Source organism: Hymenobacter profundi (genome assembly GCF_019334315.1).
GTDB lineage: Bacteria > Bacteroidota > Bacteroidia > Cytophagales > Hymenobacteraceae > Hymenobacter > Hymenobacter profundi.
In genome coordinates, this window is record NZ_JAHWGL010000035.1 from 22,152 (window position 1) to 43,013 (window position 20,862).

Sequence of the window (20,862 nt, forward strand, 5' to 3'; positions counted from 1 at the left end):
GAGTATTACGTTCAGCGGGTTGCATTACTTAATATACTTGGCCAAGGTCGTTTGCAGATCGGCGCCGCGCAGATTCACGGCTACTATTTTGCCGCTGGGGTCAACCAAGAAGTTCTGCGGAATGGCTTGTATGTGGTAGCGAGTTGCCACGTCACCTTTCGTGCCTTGTAGGTCCGATACCTGCGTCCAAGCCAACTTATCTTCCTGTACGGCTTTCACCCACTTTGCTTTTTCATCGTCCAATGATACGGCCAGGATATCGAAATTCTTGCCTTTATAAGCAGTATAAGCCTTCGTAACGTTGGGATTTTCCTGGCGGCAAGGGCCGCACCACGACGCCCAGAAGTCGACCAGCACGTACTTACCGCGATAGTCGGCCAACGATACCTGTTTGCCCTCGGGGGTGTGCTGGGTGAAGTTGGGCGCCTGCGCGCCAATAGCAATAGCTTGCAACCCTGGCAACATTGCTTTGTAACGTTGCCCTTCAGGAGTGTTTTGAAGGGTAGGCGACAGCGCATTATAAAGCGATGCCAGCTCTGCATATTGGGGCACGTTGCCCGCTGCAAACTGCATCACGTCTAGGCTCACCCAGGAAGCAGGGTTGGCTTTAATGAAGGCTGCGTAGGCTTGCTGATATTCCTTGTTGATGTCATTAAATTTTTCCTGCATACGCTCCCGGAACGCTGGGTCCTTCTGTTCCTGCGGCGAGGCTTTCTGGGCTTCTGCGCCGAAAGCCTTTGTTTTGGCTACGATAGGCGCAAAAGAAGCCTTCATTTTGTTATAGTCCGCTGTCATTTGCGTACCCGTAAACGTGGCATTCGGCAGTGAATCGGGGGTAGCAACTATAACAGGGCCGGGCTCTAGAAAAAGTCTGGTACGGTTGCGGGAAAGTGAGAAACCATCTTTCAGCTTGCCATTGCGCTGCACCACAATATCCACCTCCATGGGGCGGTCAGTGGAGCCTTTAAACTCAAACCCACCATCTTTCAACACAGTGGAATCTAGTGGTTGAATACCCCGCACCAAATAGATTTTCGCTGGCGCATTGAGCTTGCCAACGGTGCCTTTCACGGTGTAGGGAAAGGAAGTTTGCGCCTGCACTAGGTAGGGCGCTGCGACTAATAGGGTAAGCAGATACTTTTTCATGAAAATAGAAGTAAACAGGTGAAAGAATAAAGCGTTTGTGTGCTACTTGATATACTTGTCTAAAGCCGCCTGCAACTCGTCGCCGCGCAGGTTAGTGGCTACGATTTTGCCGCTGGGGTCTACCAGGAAGTTCTGTGGAATGGCTTGTATGTGGTAGAGCTTGGCCGCCTGATTGTCCCAGCCTTTCAGGTCCGATACCTGCGTCCAGGCGAGTTGGTCCGTTTGCACAGCCTTTAGCCATTTTTCGCGGTCTTCTTCACTGTCAAGTGAAACGCTCAAAACATCGAACTTCTTGTGCTTGAAATCATTATAAAGTTTTACAACGTTAGGATTTTCGGCCCGGCACGGCCCGCACCACGAGGCCCAGAAATCAATTAATACATATTTGCCGCGGTAGTCAGCCAATGATACTTGTTTGCCCTCGGGCGTTGGCTGGGTGAAGCCAGGGGCCTGCGCACCCACGGCAGTAGCAGCCAAAACGGATAACTTCTCGCCGTATTTCTTACCTTCTGATGTGTTTTTTATTGCAGGTGATAGCGCTTTGTAAAGTGGAGCTACTTCGGCGTAGTCTGGTACCGGGCCACCAATCTGCATCACAGCGTCCAAGCTGACGTAGGAATCGGGATGAGCTTTGACGTAGGCGGCCAGTTGTTGATTACGTGCCTTGCGGCGATGCTCATGTACGGCCTGATAAGTGGCTGCCTGCGATTCTTGGTACTGCATAACCGCCTTCCTTATCACCGAATCTGGGACAACTGGAAGGGCTTGTGATTTCGCGCCGGCTACTTGGTTGGGCATCTTCGCCGTAACGCGGTAGGCGCTTGCTGGTGGACTACTCGCCTTCTTGACCACCTGTAGCAGTTCGCCGTACTTCCGGCCTTCGGGGCTATTGCGCACCTCTGGGCTGAGTTTCTGGTACAGTAGCCCTACCTCCTCATAGTTGGGCACAGATATTCCCCCGGCTCGTTGGAGGGCATCCAAACTTACAAAAGAGGTAGGATTAGCCTGGGCGTATGCTTTGAGTATCTGGGTGCTCTTCCTACTAAAAATCGAGTCTTGCGCCTTTCGCCAGTTCTTAATTATTAGCGTGTCGGTAGTATGGGGTGCTGGTTGGCGTCGGTGGTCGGTGTACGCCTGTTTAATAGATGCTTGTAGCGCCTGATACTCCATCATGGGTTTTGGTCCCTTGATGATGGCTTTGTGTATCGAATCGGTGCTGCTTACTGTGATAGTGCCTTTGCTCAAGAACAACGATAATCGTTCAGCTCCCACAGTGTAAACACTTTTACCATCCCGCGCCAACAATAGCCACGCCCAACGGGGCGTATCAACAGTGCCTGTTATTTCAAATACACCGTTGATGGGCGAGGCAGAAGCGATAAAATCACCATCGCACAACATATACACCTTATCTGGTGGATTTAGCTTGCCAATAGTGCCTTTCACGGTGAAAGGAATAGGTGTTTGCGCCTGTGCTACCCAAGGCGCCGCGAGAAATAAAACAAGCAGATACTTTTTCATTGAAATAGAGTTATAAGTGAAAGAACAGGTACTACACATATAATTTTACCTGGCCTAAATGCCAAGCGCCGCGCAAAACCCGGGCGGCGTCTCCCTGGGTTTTGCGCGGCGCTTAGCACGGCAGGTGGCTGAAAGACAGCCTAATATAGCACCCGGAACTTAATGGTGTGCTCTACCTGGCGCAATTCGTCCAGCAGCTCGGGCTCGTATTGCTTGTCTACATCGGTAATCACGTAGCCGATGTGCTCGTTGGTTTTCAGGTACTGCCCCAAAATGTTCACGTGGCGGGTAGCCAGCACGTTGTTGATGCGGGCCAGCACGCCGGGTACGTTGGCGTGAATGTGGATGAGGCGGTGCGCCTGCTGCTCGGGCAGTTGGATGTTGGGGAAGTTGACGCTCTGCTGGGTGTTGCCGCTGTTGATGTAGTCCATGATGCGTTCGGGCACAAAGTGCGCAATGTTGCGCTGGGCCTCGGCCGTGCTGCCGCCAATGTGGGGCGTGAGCAGCACGTTGGGTAGGCCGCGCAGCTCGCTTTCAAAGCTTTCGTCGTTGGTCTTGGGCTCGTGCGGGAATACGTCGATGGCCGCACCGCCCAGGTGGCCCGAGCGCAGAGCTTCGGCCAGGGCGGGCACGTCTACCACGTGGCCGCGGGCGTTGTTGATGAACAGCGCACCGGGCTGCATCTGGGCAAAGTGCTCGGCCCCGATGAAGTTCTTGTTCTCGGGCCGGCCGTCGATGTGCAGGGTCACGATGTCGGCTTGTTGCAGCAACTCGTCGAGGGTGCGGCACTTGGTGGCGTTGCCGAGTTGCAGCTTCTCGGCCACATCGTAGTAGTACACTTGCAGGCCCACTGCCTCGGCCACTACTGAGAGCTGCGCCCCGATGTTGCCGTAGCCCACAATGCCCAGCTTTTTGCCGCGAATCTCAAACGCACCCTTCGCCGACTTGTCCCACTCGCCCTGGTGCATCTTGGGGTTTTTCTCCGGAATGCGGCGGGCCAGCATAATGATTTCGGCCAGTGTCAGTTCCACCACCGAGCGGGTGTTGCTGAAGGGGGCGTTGAACACGGCCACGCCCTTTTTCATGCAACCCGTGAGGTCAATCTGGTTGGTGCCGATGCAAAAGGCGCCCACCGCAATGAGACGGTTGGCGGCGTCCAGCACGCGCTGCGTAACGTTGGTTTTGGAGCGAATACCCAGGATGCTCACGCCCTGAATGCGCTCCACCAGCTCGTCCTCGTCCAGCCCGCCAGCCACAATATCTACCTGGTAGCCTTCGTCGCGGAACAGCTTTTCGGCCGAGGCTTCAACATTTTCGAGTAGCAAGACGCGGATGCGGTTTTTGGGGTAGGAAAGCGACATGGGTAGTTTGTTCTGGTACAAAAACTCGTCGAAAGAAGGTAGAATCTCGTCGGCGCGGGCCACTACGGCCTCGCGCGACACGTTTTCGGTGAAGGCGTAGAAGCGGTTGGCCAGGCCGGCCTCGCGGATCTGGTAGTCGGTGTAGCCGTCGCCGAGGGCATACACGTCGCCGGTCAGGTCGAGGCGGCGCAGTTGCTCAATCTTGCCACCGTCGCGGCTGAGCACATTCTCCGGGTCGAAGCCGGTGATGCGGCCTTCCTGGTCGTAGGTGAAGGTATTGGCCAGCACGTAGTCGGCGGTGATGCCGAAATCGGCTACCACCGGCTCAATAAATTCCCGGAAGCCACTACTAATAATATACACCCGCCCCGGAAACTGCCGGAAAAAGTCGCCGTTGCGCCGGATACTGTCCGACACTTTGCCTTTCAAACGCTCTACCAGCAGCGGCAGGTGCTCGCGTCGGGCCGGCAGCAAGGCCAGCCGCCGCCGCAACGACTCCGAAAAATTAATGCTGCCGTTCATGCCCTGGTCGGTGAGGGCGCGGATTTCGCCCACAATTTTCTCCCGGCTGGGGTCGCCAGTGAGGGCAATGTCGGCTAGCTCGTCGAGGCCTTCCACTTGCGTGAACGTGCTGTCGAAGTCGATGATGAGGTAGGGGAGGGGAGCAGTAGGAGGAGAAGACATAGAAAAAGCAAGGTAGAACAGAATGACGGAACAAGCGCATCTGAAAGGTAGAACACGCTGTGTTGCGCAATTTTTTACGGTTATGGGCTATACGCTTACAGCACACGCAACCGGATTCTGACTGGAAAGATGGGGTGATTTACGCAAAGCAGCGCTTTCAAGTACCTGATTTTTATCTTTTATTCAGGCTATTATCCAGTAAGTGCGGCTGCTGTATGCGCCGCTTGCTACCCCGTGGTGCCCTCGTGCGTGCCGCCTACCCTTCCGACCCCTAACCTTTCCAAATTCCACCATTCGCATGAAAAAAATGCTACCCGCACGGGCCGTCTGGCTCTTGCTATTGTTGCTGCTGGGCGCTGCTCCCGGCTACGGCCAACTACTGCGCGCCGACGGCCGCCGCATCGTGAACGACCAAGGGCAGGAGGTGCTGCTACGCGGCATGGGCCTGGGCGGCTGGATGCTACAAGAAGGCTACATGCTACAAACGGAGAGCGTTGCCAACACCCAGCACGAGCTGCGCGCCAAGATCAAGGGCCTAGTAGGCGACGCGCAAACCCAAGCGTTCTACGACGCCTGGCTCGATAACTACATCACCAAGCGCGACGTGGATTCGCTGGCGCGCTGGGGCTTCAACTCTATCCGCCTACCCCTGCACTACAACCTGTTCACGGCGCCCATTGAGGAGGAGCCGGTGGCCGGGCAGAATACCTGGCGGCCGAAGGGTTTCGAGCTGACCGACCGCTTGTTGGAGTGGTGCAAGGCCAACCACGTGTATTTGATTCTGGACCTGCACGCTACCCCCGGCGGCCAGGGCAAGGATGCCGCTATATCGGACTACGACCCCAGCAAGCCCGCCCTGTGGGAAAGCGCGGCCAACCGCCAAAAAACGGTGGCCCTGTGGCGGCGCATTGCCGAGCACTACGCCAATGAGCCCTGGATTGGCGGCTACGACCTCATCAACGAAACCAACTGGAACTTCACGGCTGGCGCCGGCGCCCAGGGCTGCGACGAGCAGACCAACGCCCCGCTCAAAGCCCTGCTCACCGACATCACCGCCGCTATCCGGGAGGTGGATAAGCAGCATATTATCTACATCGAAGGCAATTGCTTCGCCAACAACCACAACGGCTTGTGGCCCATGAGCGACAACAACGTGGTGCTGAGCTTCCATAAATACTGGAACTACAACGACAAGGCTTCTATCCAGGGAATGCTGGATCTGAGCAGCCGCTACAACGTGCCGCTGTGGATGGGCGAGTCGGGCGAGAACTCCAACCCCTGGCACCGCGCCGCCATTAAGCTGCTGGAAGACAACCACATTGGCTGGTCGTGGTGGACGTATAAGAAGGTAGGGCTGAACACGCCGCTGGAAGTGCGCAAGCCCGCCAGCTACCAGCGCCTGCTGGACTACTGGAAGGGCACCGGCACGCAGCCTTCGGCGGCCGAGGCCTCGGCTGCGCTGCTGGCGCTGGCCACTAACTACAAGGTAGAAAACTGCTTCTATCACCCCGATTATATCGACGCAATGTTCCGGCAGGTGCAAACGCCTGGGGCTACCAAGGCTTTTAAGCGCTACACGCTCAATACAACTACGCCGCTGTTTGCCGTCGACTACGACCTGGGCCGCAACGGTGCCGCCTACTACGACCTCGACACGGCCACGTACCATACCAATACCAACACCTATCAGGCCTGGAACCAAGGCTGGAGCTACCGCAACGACGGGGTGGATATTGAAGGCAACTCCGACGCCGTGAGCACGGGTTACGGTGTGGGTTGGATTTCGACCGGCGAATGGCTACAATACACCGTGCAAGTGCCTACCACCGGCCTCTACGATGTGGAGGTGCGCATTGCCTCGGCCAGCGGCGGCGGGCAGATTCGGTTGACCAGCAACGGCGTGCCGCTCACTAAAACCGTCACCCTACCCAGTTCCGGCGACTGGTCGAAATGGACCTCAGCCGACATCAAGGACCTGTACCTGACAGCCGGCACCAACCAGTTGCGCCTGTACGTGGTGAATGGTGGATTCAACCTCAACTACCTGCAATTCAGTGCTCCGCACGCGGCCACGGCGGCGCCGCAACTGCTTTCAGCCAGCACGGCTGAGGTAGGCAAAAGCATTGTGCTGACGTTTAATCAGGCGCTGGCGGCCGTGACGACGCCCGCGGGCTTCTCGGTGCAGGTGAACGGCACGAATGCAACCGTCAGCGCGGCAGCGCAGCCCGCGGGTAGCCCGCAGCGGCTCACGCTCACGCTGGCCCAGCCTGTGACCTACGGTGACGTGGTGACGGTGAGCTACGCTGGCACTGCCGTCGCCAACGACGCCGGCGTGGCGCTGGCCGCTTTCACCAACCAGCCCGTGATGGTGGATTTGGTGAATCCGGCCACGCAGAAAATCATTCCGGGGCGCCTGGAGGCCGAGAACCTCGACGTGAATGAAGGCGTGAGCATCGGCGGTGCGGCCGACGTGGGCGGCGGCTCACAGGTGGGCTACCTCAACCCCGGCGACTATTTCGGCTACAACGTGACGGTGAAGGAAACCGGCACCTACCAGGTAGACTACCGCGTAGCCAGCGACAACGCCGGCCCCAGCGTCATCAACGTGTCGAGCGTGGTGAATGGGCAGACGACGCTGCTGGAAACCCTCACGGTGGCCCGCACCAACGGCTGGCAAACCTGGCAAACCGTGTCGGGCAAGCCCTTTAGCCTGACTGCCGGCGACCAGCAGCTGCGCATCGATGTGGTATCGGGCGAGTTCAATCTGAACTGGATGCAGTTCCGCCTGACCAGCGTGCCAGCCGGTACGCCGCTGCGCGTGGTGTCGGGTGAGACTAATGCAGATGGCACGGCCGTGCTGTTGACGCTGAACCGGCCCGTGGCGCCTACCTCCGTCAGCAATAAAGGCTTTGGCTTGCTGCTGAATGGTACGGCCGCTACCATTGGTGCTGCTTCGCTGAACGCCACTCAGCAAGTGGTGTTGGTGCTGCCACAAGCCGCCACGCCTACTACCGTGGTGAAGGTGAGCTACGACGGGACGGGCGACGTGAAAGCCACCACCGGCGAGGCGCTGCAAGCTTTTGATGTTCAGTTCATCATCAATAAAGTAGAAGTTATTACCAACCTGATTCCGGGCAAAATCAAGGCGGCCAACTTCACCGTCAACAGTGGCCTCGAAACCGAAAACAGCTCCGACACCGACGGTGGCCTCAACGTGGGCCACGCCGACCCCGGCGACTACCTGGAGTACGTGGTGCGCGTAAACCAGTCGGGCATGTACCAGGTAGACTACCGCGTGGCCAGCGAGTCGACGGCGGGGGCGGTGAAGCTCCAGCTGATGGACAGCGGCACGGCCCAAGACCTGCACACGGCCGCGTTTGCCGTCACGGGCGGCTGGCAAACCTGGCGCACCTTCACGGCGCCTACCCTGGTGCCGCTTACCGCCGGGCGCCACGTGCTGCGCGTGCTGATGCAGACCAGCTCCTTCAACCTGAACTGGCTGGAATTCAAGTATCAATCAACGCTTAGCAACAAAACCGCACAGGCTGCGGCTATCCTGTCAGTCTACCCCAATCCCAGCCGCGGCAGCTTCCGGGTGCGGTTCGAAGACGGCCGGCAGCAGCCTACCCGCGTGGTGGTGCGCGACCTCACGGGTAGGGAAGTGCTTGTGCAGGTTCCTCCCAAAAATGCCACCGAAATGACCGTGCGGCACACCCTCGCGAAGGGAGTATATCTGCTCGAAGCTGAGCTGCCGAACCGCAGCGTAGTGCAGAAATTGATAGTAGAGTAAGCTACCTCTTGCCAATGAAACACAGAAAAGCCCGCTACCAACCAATGGTAGCGGGCTTTTCTGTTTGCTAGACCAGCAGCTTACTGTTTCACCACTCTGGTTTGATACACCACGCCGGTAGCATTGCGCAGGGCTAGGAAGTAGATACCAGTGGGGTAGGAGTGCAGATCGAGGACCAGGCTGTTCTGGCCGTATTCCTCCGTCAACGTACGCTGGGCTATGGCTTTGCCTTGGGCATCGTATACGTGCAGTACAACCGGCGTGGGGGCGGTGGTGGTCCAGGCCAGGTGGGCTTCTTCCGTGGCAGGGTTGGGGTAGACGCTGTAGGTAACAGATACAACAGCTTCCTGACGAGTTACTTGTGTGGCTATTACTGGACTGTACGTAGTGGTGCCGTCGGTGTCGGTTTGGAGCAGGCGGTAGTACACCAGGCCCGTTGGGGCGTTGGTATCCAGGTAGTGGTAGGAGCGTGTGCTGGTGCTGGTGCCGGCACCGCGCTGGTAAGCAACACGCTCAAAGGCAGCACCATCCACGGAGCGTTGCACCTCAAAACCCTGGTTGTCTTTCTCGGTGGCCGTGGTCCAGCACAGCTGCACGCCGTTGTGGCTTGCCGCCGCCGTGAAAGACGTTAGCGTGACGGGTAGGGGAACCAAGGCGGCGCCGTTACCGGAACCATATACCGCAAACTCGTAGAGCGAATAGCCATACTGAGTGGTGCGGGCGGTGCCATACATCCGTACGTAGCGGCCCTGCACGTTCAGACCAGCATAATCGTTGAGGAGGCTGGTATTACCGGCCACCTTCCGTACGGTAGTCCAGGTAGTGGCATCGTTGGATACCTGCACCAGAAAGTCTTTGCCGGCTGCAGTTTCCCAGATTAGCTTGATTTCGTTGATGGTATATACTTGGCCCAAGTCCACGTACAGCCAGCCTGGGTCGATGCCGTGGGTACTTTCCCAGCGTGTGTTGTCTTTCTCATCAAATGCGTTGGCTGTGGTGTTGTTGCCGAGGGTAGAGGAAGCAGTGCCGGGCTTCCCAAAGGCTAGATTGGATACATTATACACCCCAATCTCAAACAGCGAATAGCCATATAACTCCTGACTGCGGGCGGTGCCGTATACCCGCACGTAACGGGCCATGGCATGCAGCGCCGAAAAGTCGTTTACCAGTTCCGTATTGCCGGTGATAGTACGGATTGTTGTCCAGCTAGTCCCATTATTGGATATCTGAAGAAGGTAGTCTTTAGCATAGGCTCCTTCCCAATTCAGTTTCACCCGATCAAATGAAACGATAGAGCCCAGGTCTACATAAATCCATTCCGGATCGTGCTTAAACTGGCTCGACCACCGCGTATTTAACTTACCATCGGTGGCCGCAGAAGCGGGGTAGCTAGCTTCGTTTTCGAAAGACGAAGCCATAGTAGGCTGATTCAGAGCAAGGTTTACTACAGTCTGAGCACGGGTGCTTCCAGCTAGGATAACAAAGAAAAGTACTGCTAGTAAACGCTGGGTGAAATGCTGCATAACAACGGGTAGAAGAAATACTAATTGGATGCAGCAAAGGTAGAATGCGTATTAGTGTATGTACATCTATTTCGGCGAATGTTCAGTTGTGCACGATAGAATGAATAATAGACTATCTATACGCTATTATTCCTAAAAAGAGAAATAGAAATATAGTAGAGCGGAGCATTGTCTTAGCCTGCGCTGAGACAAGAGTATTACAATGAAATATTGCTATATCACCCCACGCAAAAAAGCCAACGAGCGCGCGGCTGTTGGCTTCTGCTGCTAAGACCAGTAGTGGAAAATCTACCCCTCGTACAGCTCCAGAGGTAGGCCGTCGGGGTCGGCGAAGAACGTGAAGCGCCGTCCGGTAAACTCGTCTACCCGAATGAGCTCGGTCTGGACGTTGTGCTGCATCAGGTGCGCCACGGCTGCATCCAGATCGGCTACGGCGAAGGCCAAGTGGCGCAGGCCCGCCGCCTCGGGCCGACTGGGGCGGGGCGGCGGGGTAGGAAACGAAAATAACTCGATAATGTATTGCCCATCCAGCAGCAAATCCAGCTTCCAAGAGTCGCGCGCCTCGCGGTACACCTCGCGCTCTACCTGCAAGCCTAGCACCTGCGTATAAAAGTGCTTTGAGACGGGGTAATTGGTGCAGATAATGGCAATGTGATGGACGCGTTGCAGCGCAAGCATAGGCTGTGCTCTTTTACGGTAAGGTTTTATTTAAGCAACTGCTAGTGAAAGGTTTTGCTACCCGCGCCGCCGCACGGGCGCGTGGTTGGCCCAATCAGGGTCGTAGCTGATGCCGCCAAACAGGTAGAGCATGAAGGTGCGGGAGTAGCGCAGGCTGAGCGGAGACAGCACCACCGTCACCAAAGCCACCGCCGACACATACACCCACGTGTCGGGGTCGCCGGCGAGGTAGTAGAGCAGCACGCCCACTATCAACATAATGCCCGTGCTGAAGGCAAAGCTGATGTACATAGCGCCCCAGTAGAAACCAGTTTCTGGTTCGTAGGCCTGCCCACACACGGGGCAGCGTTCGGGCATATCGGTGAAGTGCGAAAGATTGTAGGCGCCGTGCGTAAACAGCGGCCCCTGGTGGCAGCGTGGGCAGCGCTGAGCAAGCGAAGCAAGAACAGACGATTGGATAGGTTGCATAGGGCAGCAGGAAAAAAGAACGCGCAATAGCCATTCTACGCGCAATAGGAAGCTGTGGCTGGTTCTTGTAAGAAGAGTACCCCACAACAGGTGCAAAAGTACCTTGCCCGGCCCGAGTCTGCACGGACTACTTGCGGGCAACTACAGGACAAATCAACGGGTCCGCCGAAAGACTTCGGGCGTTTGGCCGCTGTATTTGCGGAAGTATCGGCTGAAGTAAGAGGCATCTTCGAAGCCCAAGGCTGCTGCTACCTGTGCCACCGACTGCGCCGAGTGCGTAAGTAGGCGCTGTGCTTCCATCACTACCCGTTCGTGAATGAGAGAGCTGGCTGTTTTATTGAGTCGCTGTCGGCACACGGCGTTCAGGTGGTTGGCCGTGAGGTGCAGCAAGTGAGCGTAGGCATGCACGGTGCGGTGCGTGCGAAAGTGTTGGTTGAGTAGGCGGCCAAATTCCCGGATTTGTGCTTCGCTGTGGCTGAGGGTAGGCAGTGCGGTATCGGGCTGGGCGTAGTGGCGGGTAGCCAGCTCTAGCAACAAGTGCAGGTAGGAACGAACTACTTCAGCCTGATTGGAATGGGCAGTGGTATTTTCTGCCAGCAGCCGGGCAAACAGCGGGTATAGCTCGGTTTCGTTGGGAACCAGGTAGAGAACGGGCAGCTGTGCGGGAGTGAAAAAAGGGTAATTAAACAGCTGATTCTCCGGATACCGAAACAGGTAGAAATCAGCCGTGAAAAAAACAATAATGCCCTGCACATCGGCAGACAAGTGCCAGCGGTGCACTTGGCCAGGCGCTATAAAAAACAAACTTCCTGGCCGCAGGTCGTACGTAACCAAATCGATGGTGTGCGTGCCATGGCCGGCCGTTACGTATAGCAGCAGGTAGAAATCGTGGGCATGGGCCGTGGCAACGTGAGGAAAGTTGGCAACGTGTGTCTGTAGGTGCTCCGCGTAATAGGGTCGCTGCACAGGTATGCCTGGAAAAGAAGCCAACCCCAGCACGGGAAGCGTTGTCGACAATTTCATGGGTGCAAGGTAGACCGGCGGCGCTATAGTAACGTAGCGGCCTAATTGCCTATGTCTCTCGCTGGCGGGTGCAGGCGGGTACCCAGCAGTTCTGGTGGCAGCCGGTGCAAACGGACGTAGCCGCCGGCAGCTCCACAACACGGCCACATTCGGTGCAGGCATAGCTGCCGGGCTCCGCTACGTGGGCCTGCGCTGTTTTCAGTACCTCGGGCCAAATAGGTAGGCCAGGGCGCACGGGTTCGGTGGTGGGGTAGAAAAAGACGCTGATTTCGCCGGTAGCCTCCATATACATTTTGCGCACCTGCCCCAGGTGCTCTACCTGCCGCTGGCGCAACTCACCAAACAGCTCCTTATAGGTAAGGTTGTGCTTGCGAAACTCCTCTATGTCAATCACACCGTCCTCAATCAGGCAGATGGTAGCACCTTCCAGCCAGTTGCTGAACTTTACCGACTTCTCGGTTATCCGGTTGAAAATCAGGTACAATGTGGGCACTACCACGAACACCACCGCCACGTGCAGCAGGGGCACATCTTGGTAAAACATGGCGTCGCCGCCGGCCGAGCCCAGGGCCAGAATGATGCTCAGCTCGAAGATGGACAACTGCCGCACGCCGCGCCTACCCGTTACGCGCAGAGCGCCCAGCACCAGCAGATAGGTGACAACGCAGCGCAGCAGAACTTCCCACAAAAAAGCCGGCGGCGCATCCTCGGACCACAACATGCGGTGCCAATCGAAAGGAGTAATCTGCTCCATAATAAACAAGCAAATAGCTACAAAACCCAACGGCCCGAACCACGCACGTGCGGATTCGGGCCGTTGGGTAGGGCTACTACGTAAACTCCTCAGTAAGCGCTGGCGTCGGTCAGGATTTTTACGTCGTCGGGGCTGAGCGTGAGGATGGTCGCCTTCATAATGTCACGCACCTGCTCCATGTTGGTAGCACTGGCAATGGGGGCCGTGAGGCCGGGCTGGGCCATAATCCAGGCGAGGGCCACCTGGGCCTGGGTGGCGTGGTGGCGTTCGGCTACCTCATCCAGAGCGGCCAGCACCTTGAAACCCCGGTCGTTCAGGTATTTCTTGCCGATGCCGCCACCGCGCTGGCTTTTCTGCAAGTCGTCTTCTGAGCGGTATTTGCCCGTGAGGAAGCCCGAAGCCAGGCCGTAATACGGAATCACGCCGATGCCGAACTCCTGCACCACGGGCAGCAATTGCTTCTCGAAGTCTTCCCGGTCGTAGAGGTTGTACTCGGGTTGCAGCGACTCGTAACGGGGTAGGTCCTGGTCGGTGCTGGCTTGCAGGGCCGCACGCAGGCGCTCAGCCGAGAAGTTGCTGGCCCCAATGGCCCGGATTTTTCCTTCCTGAATCAGCTCGGCGTAGGCCTGCAAGGGCTCCTCTACGGGCAGCGTCTCGTCGTCTTTGTGCGACTGGTACAGGTCGATGTAGTCGGTTTGCAGGCGGCGCAACGAGGCTTCCACCGACTTCTTAATGTAGTCTTTGGCCAGGCCCTGGGAGCCGTCGCCCATCTGCATCCCTACCTTGGTGGCGATAATGATGTCGTCGCGGCGGTGGCGTTGTTGCAGCCACTTGCCAAGTATGGTTTCCGACTCGCCGCCCTGGTGGCCAGGCACCCAAGCCGAGTACACGTTGGCCGTATCGATGGCGTTGCCGCCCTCGCCCACAAACGTGTCGAGTACGCGGAAAGAAGTTTGTTCGTCGGCGGTCCAGCCAAATACGTTGCTGCCCAGCACCAGCGGGGCGATATACAGGCCAGAGCGGCCCAGTTCGCGTTTTTCCATGAGAAAGATTGAAAGAATAAGTGGGTAGGAACCGGGTAGGGCTCCGGGTAGTAGTACCCGATAGGCAAGCAATAAGTTTAGGCCGGCGGGTCCAGCTCGATGCGCTTGCCGGGCACGTAGTCGTTGTAATCAGCCACTACCTGCCGCAGGATTTCCATGTCCCGCGGGCAGGCCGCGGCGAAGTCCTGCCAGTGCTGCAAGGTGAGTATGATGGGCATATCGGCAATGGCCACAATACTGTCCCAGAAAGCATCCCAGCTGACACCGTACCAGTCCTCAAACGCCAATTCCCGCTTGAAAAACATATGCAAATCGGCCTTGGTGGTGAGGCCGCGAAGGTCGAGGGTGAGGTGGGGAACGGGCATGGGCGGGTGGGTAGTTTCAGGATGTAGAGACGCATACTTGCGTCTCGTCGTTGCTGATGTTGTTCGCCAGAACAGTGCTGACGCAAATCGTTCAACGACGAGACGCAAGTATGCGTCTCTACAGGGTATACAAATGACTTTTTACGCTACGTACTCCAGCACCCGCCAGCCGTGAGCTTCCACCGTCAGCGCCCTACCCGGCAATAGCTCCTCCGTAAGGCCGCTGAACACGTCGTACCAGGCATTGGTTACGGTGTCGGGTAGTTCCCATTCCAGCGGAGTAGGGGTGCTGTTTACCACCACTAGCACAGCCGCTTCTCCATGCCAACGCACAAAAGCATAAGCCGCATCTGGCGCTGGCAGCCGCTCGAAGCGGCTTTCGCGGACGCCATTGTGCAGGGCCGCGTGGCGCTTTTTGAGCTGGAGTAGCGTGGTGTAGAAGGCCTGCAAGGGGTAGTCGTTCCAGTCAATCGTATCTCTGTCGAAGAAGGCGAGGCGCTTATTCAGAGCGGCTTCCTGACCGGTGTAGACCAGCGGCATACCCGGTAGCAGGGTGCACAGCACGGCGAAGGGTAGGGCGTTTTCGCCCAGGCGCTCGTACTCGGTGCCGTCCCAGCTGTTCACGTCGTGGTTGCTGGTGAAGTGCATCAGATACACATTACGCGGGTATTTGGCCCGTTCGGCGGCGAGGTAGGCATCTACCTCGCGCAGCGGTTGCTTGCCCTCAGCCACGTGGTCGAGGAAATAGTGGAGGCGCAGACCAAAGGTCATGTCAAAGGCGCGCTCTAGCAGGCGGGTGTTGCTGTTGAAGTTCTCCCAGGTTTGCCCGCCCGAGGGGTACAGCTCGTCCCACTCGGCCAGCATAAATACGGGTTTCACCTGATCCAGCTCCTGGCGGGCAGCATCCCAGAAATCGGTAGGCACTAGTCCGGCCACGTCGCAGCGGTAGCCGTCGATGTCGGCCTCGCGCACCCAATAGAGCAGGGCGTCGGTCATATAGCGGCGCAGTTCCTGGCTGTGGTAGTCCAAGTCTACCACGTCTTCCCAATCAGGAATGGGCGGCACCATTTGGCCGTTTTCGTCCTTGGTGAACCACTCGGGGTGCTCGGTTACCAGCAGGTTGTCCCAACTGGTATGGTTGGCTACCCAGTCCAGAATCACGTGCATGTCCAGGCGGTGCGCTTCTTCTACCACATAGCGCAAATCATCCAGCGTGCCGAACTCCGGATTCACCGCGAAGTAGTCACGCACGGCGTATTGGCTGCCCAGCGTGCCCTTGCGGTGCAGCTCCCCAATCGGGTGAATCGGCATGAGCCACACAATGCCAACGCCCATCGCCGCTAGGCGCGGCAGGTGCTCGGCAAACGCCCGAAACGTGCCTTCGGGCGTGTACTGGCGCACGTTTACTTCGTAAATGCTGGCGTGCGCAGCCCACTCGGGGTGTTGAACCTGAAATAAATGCTCGTGCGGATGCGGGGTGAAATCGTGCATGAAAACAGCGTTGACGGAAACGAAACGTACCGTCCTATACGCAAGAGCAGCCCGGAGGTCCGGTTCGGTCTGATTGTTTGCGCCTGCCGGTCCGACGTCGTAGGCGTCCGACCGGTCATCGTCGCTACGTTGCTCCAATCTCCTGCTGACGCCTACTCCCCGCGGCGCAGGCATCAGCAATGGCAACCGGTCCGACGCCCTAGGCGTCCGACCGGCAACACCGTTTTACTCCTGTGCTGCCGCTTCCATCAGCTCATATACCTGGTACCCATGCGGCGTGAGCGAGACGCGGCTGCGAGCGCCCAGACGCAACGTCCGCTCACTGAAGATTTCGCGGTAGGTTCCTGCGGGCACCTGGGGTAGGCCAAACGCCTGCTCCTGGTCGGAGGGATTCACGCAGACCACCACCGTGGCGGTGCTTGGTGCACGGCTGCCGGTGCGACGCGCAGTAGCGGGCGTATCCGGCGTTGTAGTGGCCGAATCGGTAGGGACCGTCTGGCCCTGGCGGTAGAACGCATACACGCCAGCCGGCGTGGACAGGCGCTCGAAGGTAGCGCACGCGTCACCGTTGGTGAGGGCTGCGCTACGCTTTTTGAGTTGCAATAGCTTGGTGTAGAAGTCGCCCAGAGGGTAGGCGTTCCAGTCGATCTGGTCTTTGTCGAAGAACTTCAGGCGCCGTTCAAAGCCCGCTTCCTGCCCGCTATACACCATCGGAATGCCGGGTAGGGTAGTGGTGAGCACAGCCATAGCCAGCGCGTTTTCGCCCAGGCGTTCATACTCGGTGCCGTCCCAGCTGTTCACGTCATGACTGCTGGTGAAATTCATCAGGTAGATGCCCGCCGGGTATTTGGCGCGCTCCGCTTGTCGGTAGGCGTCGATGGCCGCCACGGGCTGTTTGCCCTGGGCGATGCTGTCGAGCAAGTAGTGCAGGCGCAGGGCGTAGGTGGCATCGAAAGCCTGTTCGAGCAGGTGGGTGTTGGGCGTGAACTCGCCGGCTTTCAGGAAGGGCGGGTGGTGCAGCTCGTCCCACTCGGCCAGCATAAATACGGGCTGAATTTTCTCCAGCTCCCGGCGCGTGTCGTTCCAGAAATCGGTGGGCACCATGCCAGCCACATCGCAACGGAAGCCATCGAACCCGGCGGTTTTCACCCAGTAGGCCATGGTTTCGGTCATATACTGGCGCAACTCCGGCTTGCTATAATCGAGGTCAATAACGTCCTGCCAATCGGCTACAGGGGCTACAAAGCCGCCGTTTTCGCCTTTGGTGAACCATTCGGGATGCTGCTGGGCCAGCTCGCTGTCCCAACTGGTGTGGTTGGCTACCCAGTCCAGTATCACATGCATGCCCAACCGGTGCGCTTCCTGAATTAGGTGCTGCAAATCAGCCATCGTACCTAATTCGGAGTTCACGGCGCGGTAGTCCTGGATAGAGTAGGGGCTGCCCAACGTGCCCTTGCGTTTTTCCACCCCGATGGGCTGCACTGGCATCAGCCACAAAATCCCTACCCCCATTTGCTGCAAGCGGGGCAAATGCGCCTCAAACGCCCGAAATGTACCCGCGGGCGTGTACTGCCGCACATTCACCTGGTAGATGCTGGCGTGGGCCGCCCAGGCCGGGTGCTGAATGGTGTAGGGCGCCGGCAGCGGCGGGCAGGTAGGGTTGGACTGACAAGCCGCGAGAAACAGGCTTACAAACAGCAGAAGGCAGAAACGCATGCCGAAAAATAGTGCTTTTCGGATGTTATATGGTAATAGCGGGAGGCGTAAACAAAACTTTTATGTCTCCCGTGCAATCTGAAAGCTAGATGTGAGTCGTTCATAAAAACGACAGGATGCCGATGCACCTTCGTCGGCACCTTCATACTAGTCTTGACCATTCCACCACCCTCCATTCCCATCTTTTAGCTGAATGCGTAAACTTCGTTTTCTATTAGCCGCTGCCGTTGGCCTCACGGCTGCTACTGCCCAGGCCCAGGTCCAAACCCCCAACGCTGGCACCTACGACGCCCACACGCTGTTTTCGCCGCTGTTTCAGAACGATCCCGGTACGGCCTACCGCACGGGCGGCGGCCAGCCCGGCGCTTCCTACTGGCAAAACGCGGCCAGCTACCAGATCAACGCTACGCTGGACGAAAAACAGGAGCGGGTCAACGGCTCCGTCACCATCACCTACACCAACAACAGCCCCAGCGCCCTACCCTTCGTGTGGGTGCAGCTCGATCAGAACCTGTTCAAGCGCACCTCCCGCGGCGCCCTGACAACGCCCATCCGCGGGGCCCGCAACGGCGCCCGCTTCGGCAACGCGGCCGATGAGCCCGCCGGTGGCGACAGCCTCCAAACGGTGCGCATTGAGCTGCACGGCAAGAAAAGCACAGCCAAGTACGTGGTGACGGACACGCGCATGCAGATTCAGCTGCCCGAGGCCCTGAAGCCCAACGGCGACAAGCTGCGCATCAGCATCGACTACTCGTTCTACATCCCGGAGTACGGCTCCGACCGTCTGGGCCGTAAGCAGACGCCCAACGGCCAGATTTACGAAATAGCGCAGTGGTACCCGCGCATGGCCGTGTACGACGATGTGGAGGGCTGGAATACGCTGCCCTACCTCGGCGCGGGCGAGTTTTATCTTGAATACGGTGACTTCGACTATACCATCAACGTGCCCGCCAATTACATCGTGGGCGGCTCGGGCGAGTTGGTGAACCCCAAAGAAGTGCTGACCTCGGCCCAACAGCAGCGCCTGCAACAGGCCGCCAACTCCGATAAAACCGTGATGGTGCGCACGCCCGCTGAGGTGACGCAACCCAGCTCGCGTCCGGCCGGCAAAAACGGCCGCCTGACGTGGCACTTCCGCTGCCAGCAGGCCCGCGACGTGGCCTGGGCCGCCTCGCCGGCCTTCGTGTGGGACGCAGCCCGCATGAACCTGCCTAGCGGCAAGAAGTCGCTGGCTATGTCGCTCTACCCGCCCGAGGTGGCTGCCGATTCGGCCTGGGGGCGCTCCACGGAGTACGTGAAGCACAGCATCGAATACAACTCCAAGCAGTGGTTTGAATATACCTACCCCGTGGCGACCAACGTGGCGGGCATTGTGGGCGGCATGGAGTATCCGGGCATCGTGTTTTGCAGCGCCAACTCGAAGGGCGGCCGCCTGTGGAGCGTGACCGACCACGAGTTCGGCCATAATTGGTTTCCGATGATTGTGGGCTCCAACGAGCGCAAGTACCCGTGGATGGACGAGGGCTTCAACACCTTTATCAACATTCACAGCACCCGCAACTTCAACAACGGCGAGTACAAGCCTAACAGCGACAGCGCCAAGTACATTCTGCCTTACCTGCTCCGGGTGCCCGATGCCGATGTGCCCTACACGGCACCCGACGTCACGCAATCCCAATATCTGGGCTTTGCGGCCTACTCCAAGCCGGCCTTCGGGCTAGTGCTATTGCGCGAGGCCATCTTGGGACCGGAGCGGTTCGACTACGCGTTTCGCACGTACATCAAGCGCTGGGCTTTCAAGCACCCTACCCCCAAAGACTTCTTCCGGACCATGGAAGACGTGGGTGGTGAGGACTTGGGTTGGTTCTGGAAGGAGTGGTTTCTGGAAAACTGGCTGCTCGACCAGGCCGTTACCACCGTCAGCTATGTGAACCAGGACCCTGCCCAGGGTGCCCTCATCACCATCGAAAACAAGGACCGCGCCGCCATGCCGGTGTTTGTGGCCGTGCGTGAAAGCAATGGCAAGGTAGGGCGCGTGAAGCTACCCGTGGAAGTGTGGCAACGCGGCGGCACCTGGACGTTCCGCTACCCCTCCACCTCGCCCCTGGCTCTGGTGCTCCTCAACCCCGACAACCTACTGCCCGACGCGAATCCCAACAACAATTACTGGCTGCCGATGGAGCTTAAATAAGCTGATAGCTAATAGCTGTTGGCTGTTAGCTTTTCGTTCGATGGGAAGCTAACAGCCAACAACTAGTAGTTATCAACCTTTCTTACTGAGCTCATAGCCGATAATGGCCGGCACGTAAAACGTGACGTCGGCCGCGAACTTAGCCAGCAATACACCTCCGGCAAAATTGCCTACCCACAGCGGCACGTAGTACAGTAGGGTAGGGCGAATCAGGAAGCTGTCGAGCACTTCGGCCACACCAAACTCAATCACCAGCGCCCGCAGGTTGCGTAGCAAATCCGAGGTAGTGTAGGTATGACCAGTGGCCTGCAAGCGGCGCTGGGTGGTGCGCACGTCGCGGGCCAGGATCAGGCCGAAGTAGGCCACGTTGCCGGCCCAGGTGGCAGCGAGGGCAGCCGTGAGGCGCTGCTGAGTGAGGGCGTAAGCCAGGGCCGCGCCCAGCAGCGTGGCTGCCACCGAGGCCAGCTCGGCCGGCAGGTAGCGCCGCAACCACTCGCGTACGTGCTGCCGCATAGGGTAGGAGGTAGGCCAGCACCGAAAAGGCTGTCTGGCGGGTCAGAATTGGTGGTCGAAGATAATGCCCCTATCTTGCCGGCTCAATGGGCGGCCCGCAACAGCCACCGTAAAGCGCCCGTAGAAAAACCGTTTTTCCTTCTTCAATTTCCCTGCTCATGTCTGTTACCTCCGATATCGAAAACACCATTGCCGCCATGGACAACGATCTGCACCGCGTGGACGCCACCGGTCTGCTCGACCAGTGGATCAACCGCCTGCAAGGTTTCGACGGCAAAATCAGCGCGTCGATGGTCGACGAAATGCGTCACCTGCGCGGCATGATTGGTGGCTCTACCAGCAGCGACATCACCAAAATTGCTGATTCTCTGCAAAACCTCTCCAACCTCACGGCCCAAGCTGCCTATGACGGCCACGGCTTCGAGTACGATGCCCTGCGTCACCTCAACCAGAAGCTGGCCTCCGCCGCCGGCCAGATCCGCACCGGGTTGTAGGGAGTGTCGAATTTTAGATGTTGAGTTGGGCGCAAAAGCCTTTCAACTTCAACGAAACCCGCCTGTCATCCTGAGCAGAGCGAAGGACCTTATGCCAGTTG

General features: G+C 58.0%; 16 protein-coding genes. 3 read left to right on the forward strand and 13 right to left on the reverse strand.

What is annotated here, in order from left to right:
* Positions 1-24: 24 nt before the first annotated feature.
* The 3 genes from KYK14_RS10250 to serA all read right to left on the reverse strand — a co-directional run bounded on the left by KYK14_RS10250 (position 25) and on the right by serA (position 4,712).
* Positions 25-1,146, reverse strand: a complete 1,122-nt coding sequence (locus KYK14_RS10250) for a TlpA disulfide reductase family protein (RefSeq protein ID WP_219158764.1) — start codon at positions 1,144-1,146, stop codon at positions 25-27.
* Between the two features lie 42 nt (positions 1,147-1,188).
* Positions 1,189-2,667 (reverse strand): TlpA disulfide reductase family protein, encoded by a 1,479-nt coding sequence (locus KYK14_RS10255; RefSeq protein WP_219158765.1) that lies wholly within the window; start codon positions 2,665-2,667, stop codon positions 1,189-1,191.
* 140 nt (positions 2,668-2,807) lie between these two features.
* Entirely contained in the window at positions 2,808-4,712 is a 1,905-nt protein-coding gene (gene serA / locus KYK14_RS10260) for a phosphoglycerate dehydrogenase (RefSeq protein ID WP_219158766.1), read from the reverse strand.
* Positions 4,713-5,010: 298 nt separating this feature from the next.
* On the opposite strand from serA, the gene KYK14_RS10265 reads away from it, so the two are divergent.
* Positions 5,011-8,502: a carbohydrate-binding protein gene (locus tag KYK14_RS10265; protein ID WP_219158767.1), complete on the forward strand. Its 3,492-nt coding sequence runs from the start codon at positions 5,011-5,013 to the stop codon at positions 8,500-8,502.
* A gap of 80 nt (positions 8,503-8,582) precedes the next feature.
* Here the strand turns inward: KYK14_RS10265 and KYK14_RS10270 are convergent, their stop codons facing one another.
* The 9 genes from KYK14_RS10270 to KYK14_RS10310 form a co-directional block, all read right to left on the reverse strand.
* Positions 8,583-9,920: a T9SS type A sorting domain-containing protein gene (locus KYK14_RS10270; protein WP_219158768.1), complete on the reverse strand. Its 1,338-nt coding sequence runs from the start codon at positions 9,918-9,920 to the stop codon at positions 8,583-8,585.
* Between the two features lie 393 nt (positions 9,921-10,313).
* Positions 10,314-10,703: a VOC family protein gene (locus KYK14_RS10275; protein ID WP_219158769.1), complete on the reverse strand. Its 390-nt coding sequence runs from the start codon at positions 10,701-10,703 to the stop codon at positions 10,314-10,316.
* A 57-nt stretch (positions 10,704-10,760) separates the two neighbouring features.
* Positions 10,761-11,171, reverse strand: coding sequence for a DUF983 domain-containing protein (locus tag KYK14_RS10280; RefSeq protein WP_243900330.1), 411 nt, complete (start codon positions 11,169-11,171; stop codon positions 10,761-10,763).
* A 153-nt stretch (positions 11,172-11,324) separates the two neighbouring features.
* Positions 11,325-12,194: an AraC family transcriptional regulator gene (locus KYK14_RS10285; protein ID WP_219158770.1), complete on the reverse strand. Its 870-nt coding sequence runs from the start codon at positions 12,192-12,194 to the stop codon at positions 11,325-11,327.
* 49 nt (positions 12,195-12,243) lie between these two features.
* The gene (locus KYK14_RS10290) at positions 12,244-12,948 is read right to left on the reverse strand and encodes a DUF421 domain-containing protein (RefSeq protein WP_219158771.1); all 705 of its coding nucleotides are present in this window, start codon (positions 12,946-12,948) and stop codon (positions 12,244-12,246) included.
* Between the two features lie 89 nt (positions 12,949-13,037).
* Positions 13,038-13,991: an aldo/keto reductase gene (locus KYK14_RS10295; RefSeq protein WP_208308203.1), complete on the reverse strand. Its 954-nt coding sequence runs from the start codon at positions 13,989-13,991 to the stop codon at positions 13,038-13,040.
* A gap of 77 nt (positions 13,992-14,068) precedes the next feature.
* A complete protein-coding gene (locus KYK14_RS10300) occupies positions 14,069-14,356 on the reverse strand; it encodes a barstar family protein (protein ID WP_219158772.1) in 288 nt (95 codons plus the stop codon).
* Positions 14,357-14,497: 141 nt separating this feature from the next.
* Positions 14,498-15,847 (reverse strand): alpha-amylase family glycosyl hydrolase, encoded by a 1,350-nt coding sequence (locus tag KYK14_RS10305; RefSeq protein WP_219158773.1) that lies wholly within the window; start codon positions 15,845-15,847, stop codon positions 14,498-14,500.
* 225 nt (positions 15,848-16,072) lie between these two features.
* Positions 16,073-17,563, reverse strand: a complete 1,491-nt coding sequence (locus tag KYK14_RS10310) for an alpha-amylase family glycosyl hydrolase (protein WP_219158774.1) — start codon at positions 17,561-17,563, stop codon at positions 16,073-16,075.
* Between the two features lie 193 nt (positions 17,564-17,756).
* Here KYK14_RS10310 and KYK14_RS10315 point away from each other — a divergent pair, with 193 nt between their 5' ends.
* Positions 17,757-19,754 (forward strand): M1 family metallopeptidase, encoded by a 1,998-nt coding sequence (locus tag KYK14_RS10315; protein WP_219158775.1) that lies wholly within the window; start codon positions 17,757-17,759, stop codon positions 19,752-19,754.
* 72 nt (positions 19,755-19,826) lie between these two features.
* Here the strand turns inward: KYK14_RS10315 and KYK14_RS10320 are convergent, their stop codons facing one another.
* Positions 19,827-20,267 (reverse strand): hypothetical protein, encoded by a 441-nt coding sequence (locus KYK14_RS10320; RefSeq protein WP_219158776.1) that lies wholly within the window; start codon positions 20,265-20,267, stop codon positions 19,827-19,829.
* Between the two features lie 158 nt (positions 20,268-20,425).
* Here KYK14_RS10320 and KYK14_RS10325 point away from each other — a divergent pair, with 158 nt between their 5' ends.
* Positions 20,426-20,761: a hypothetical protein gene (locus KYK14_RS10325; RefSeq protein ID WP_185280830.1), complete on the forward strand. Its 336-nt coding sequence runs from the start codon at positions 20,426-20,428 to the stop codon at positions 20,759-20,761.
* Positions 20,762-20,862 lie beyond the last annotated feature (101 nt).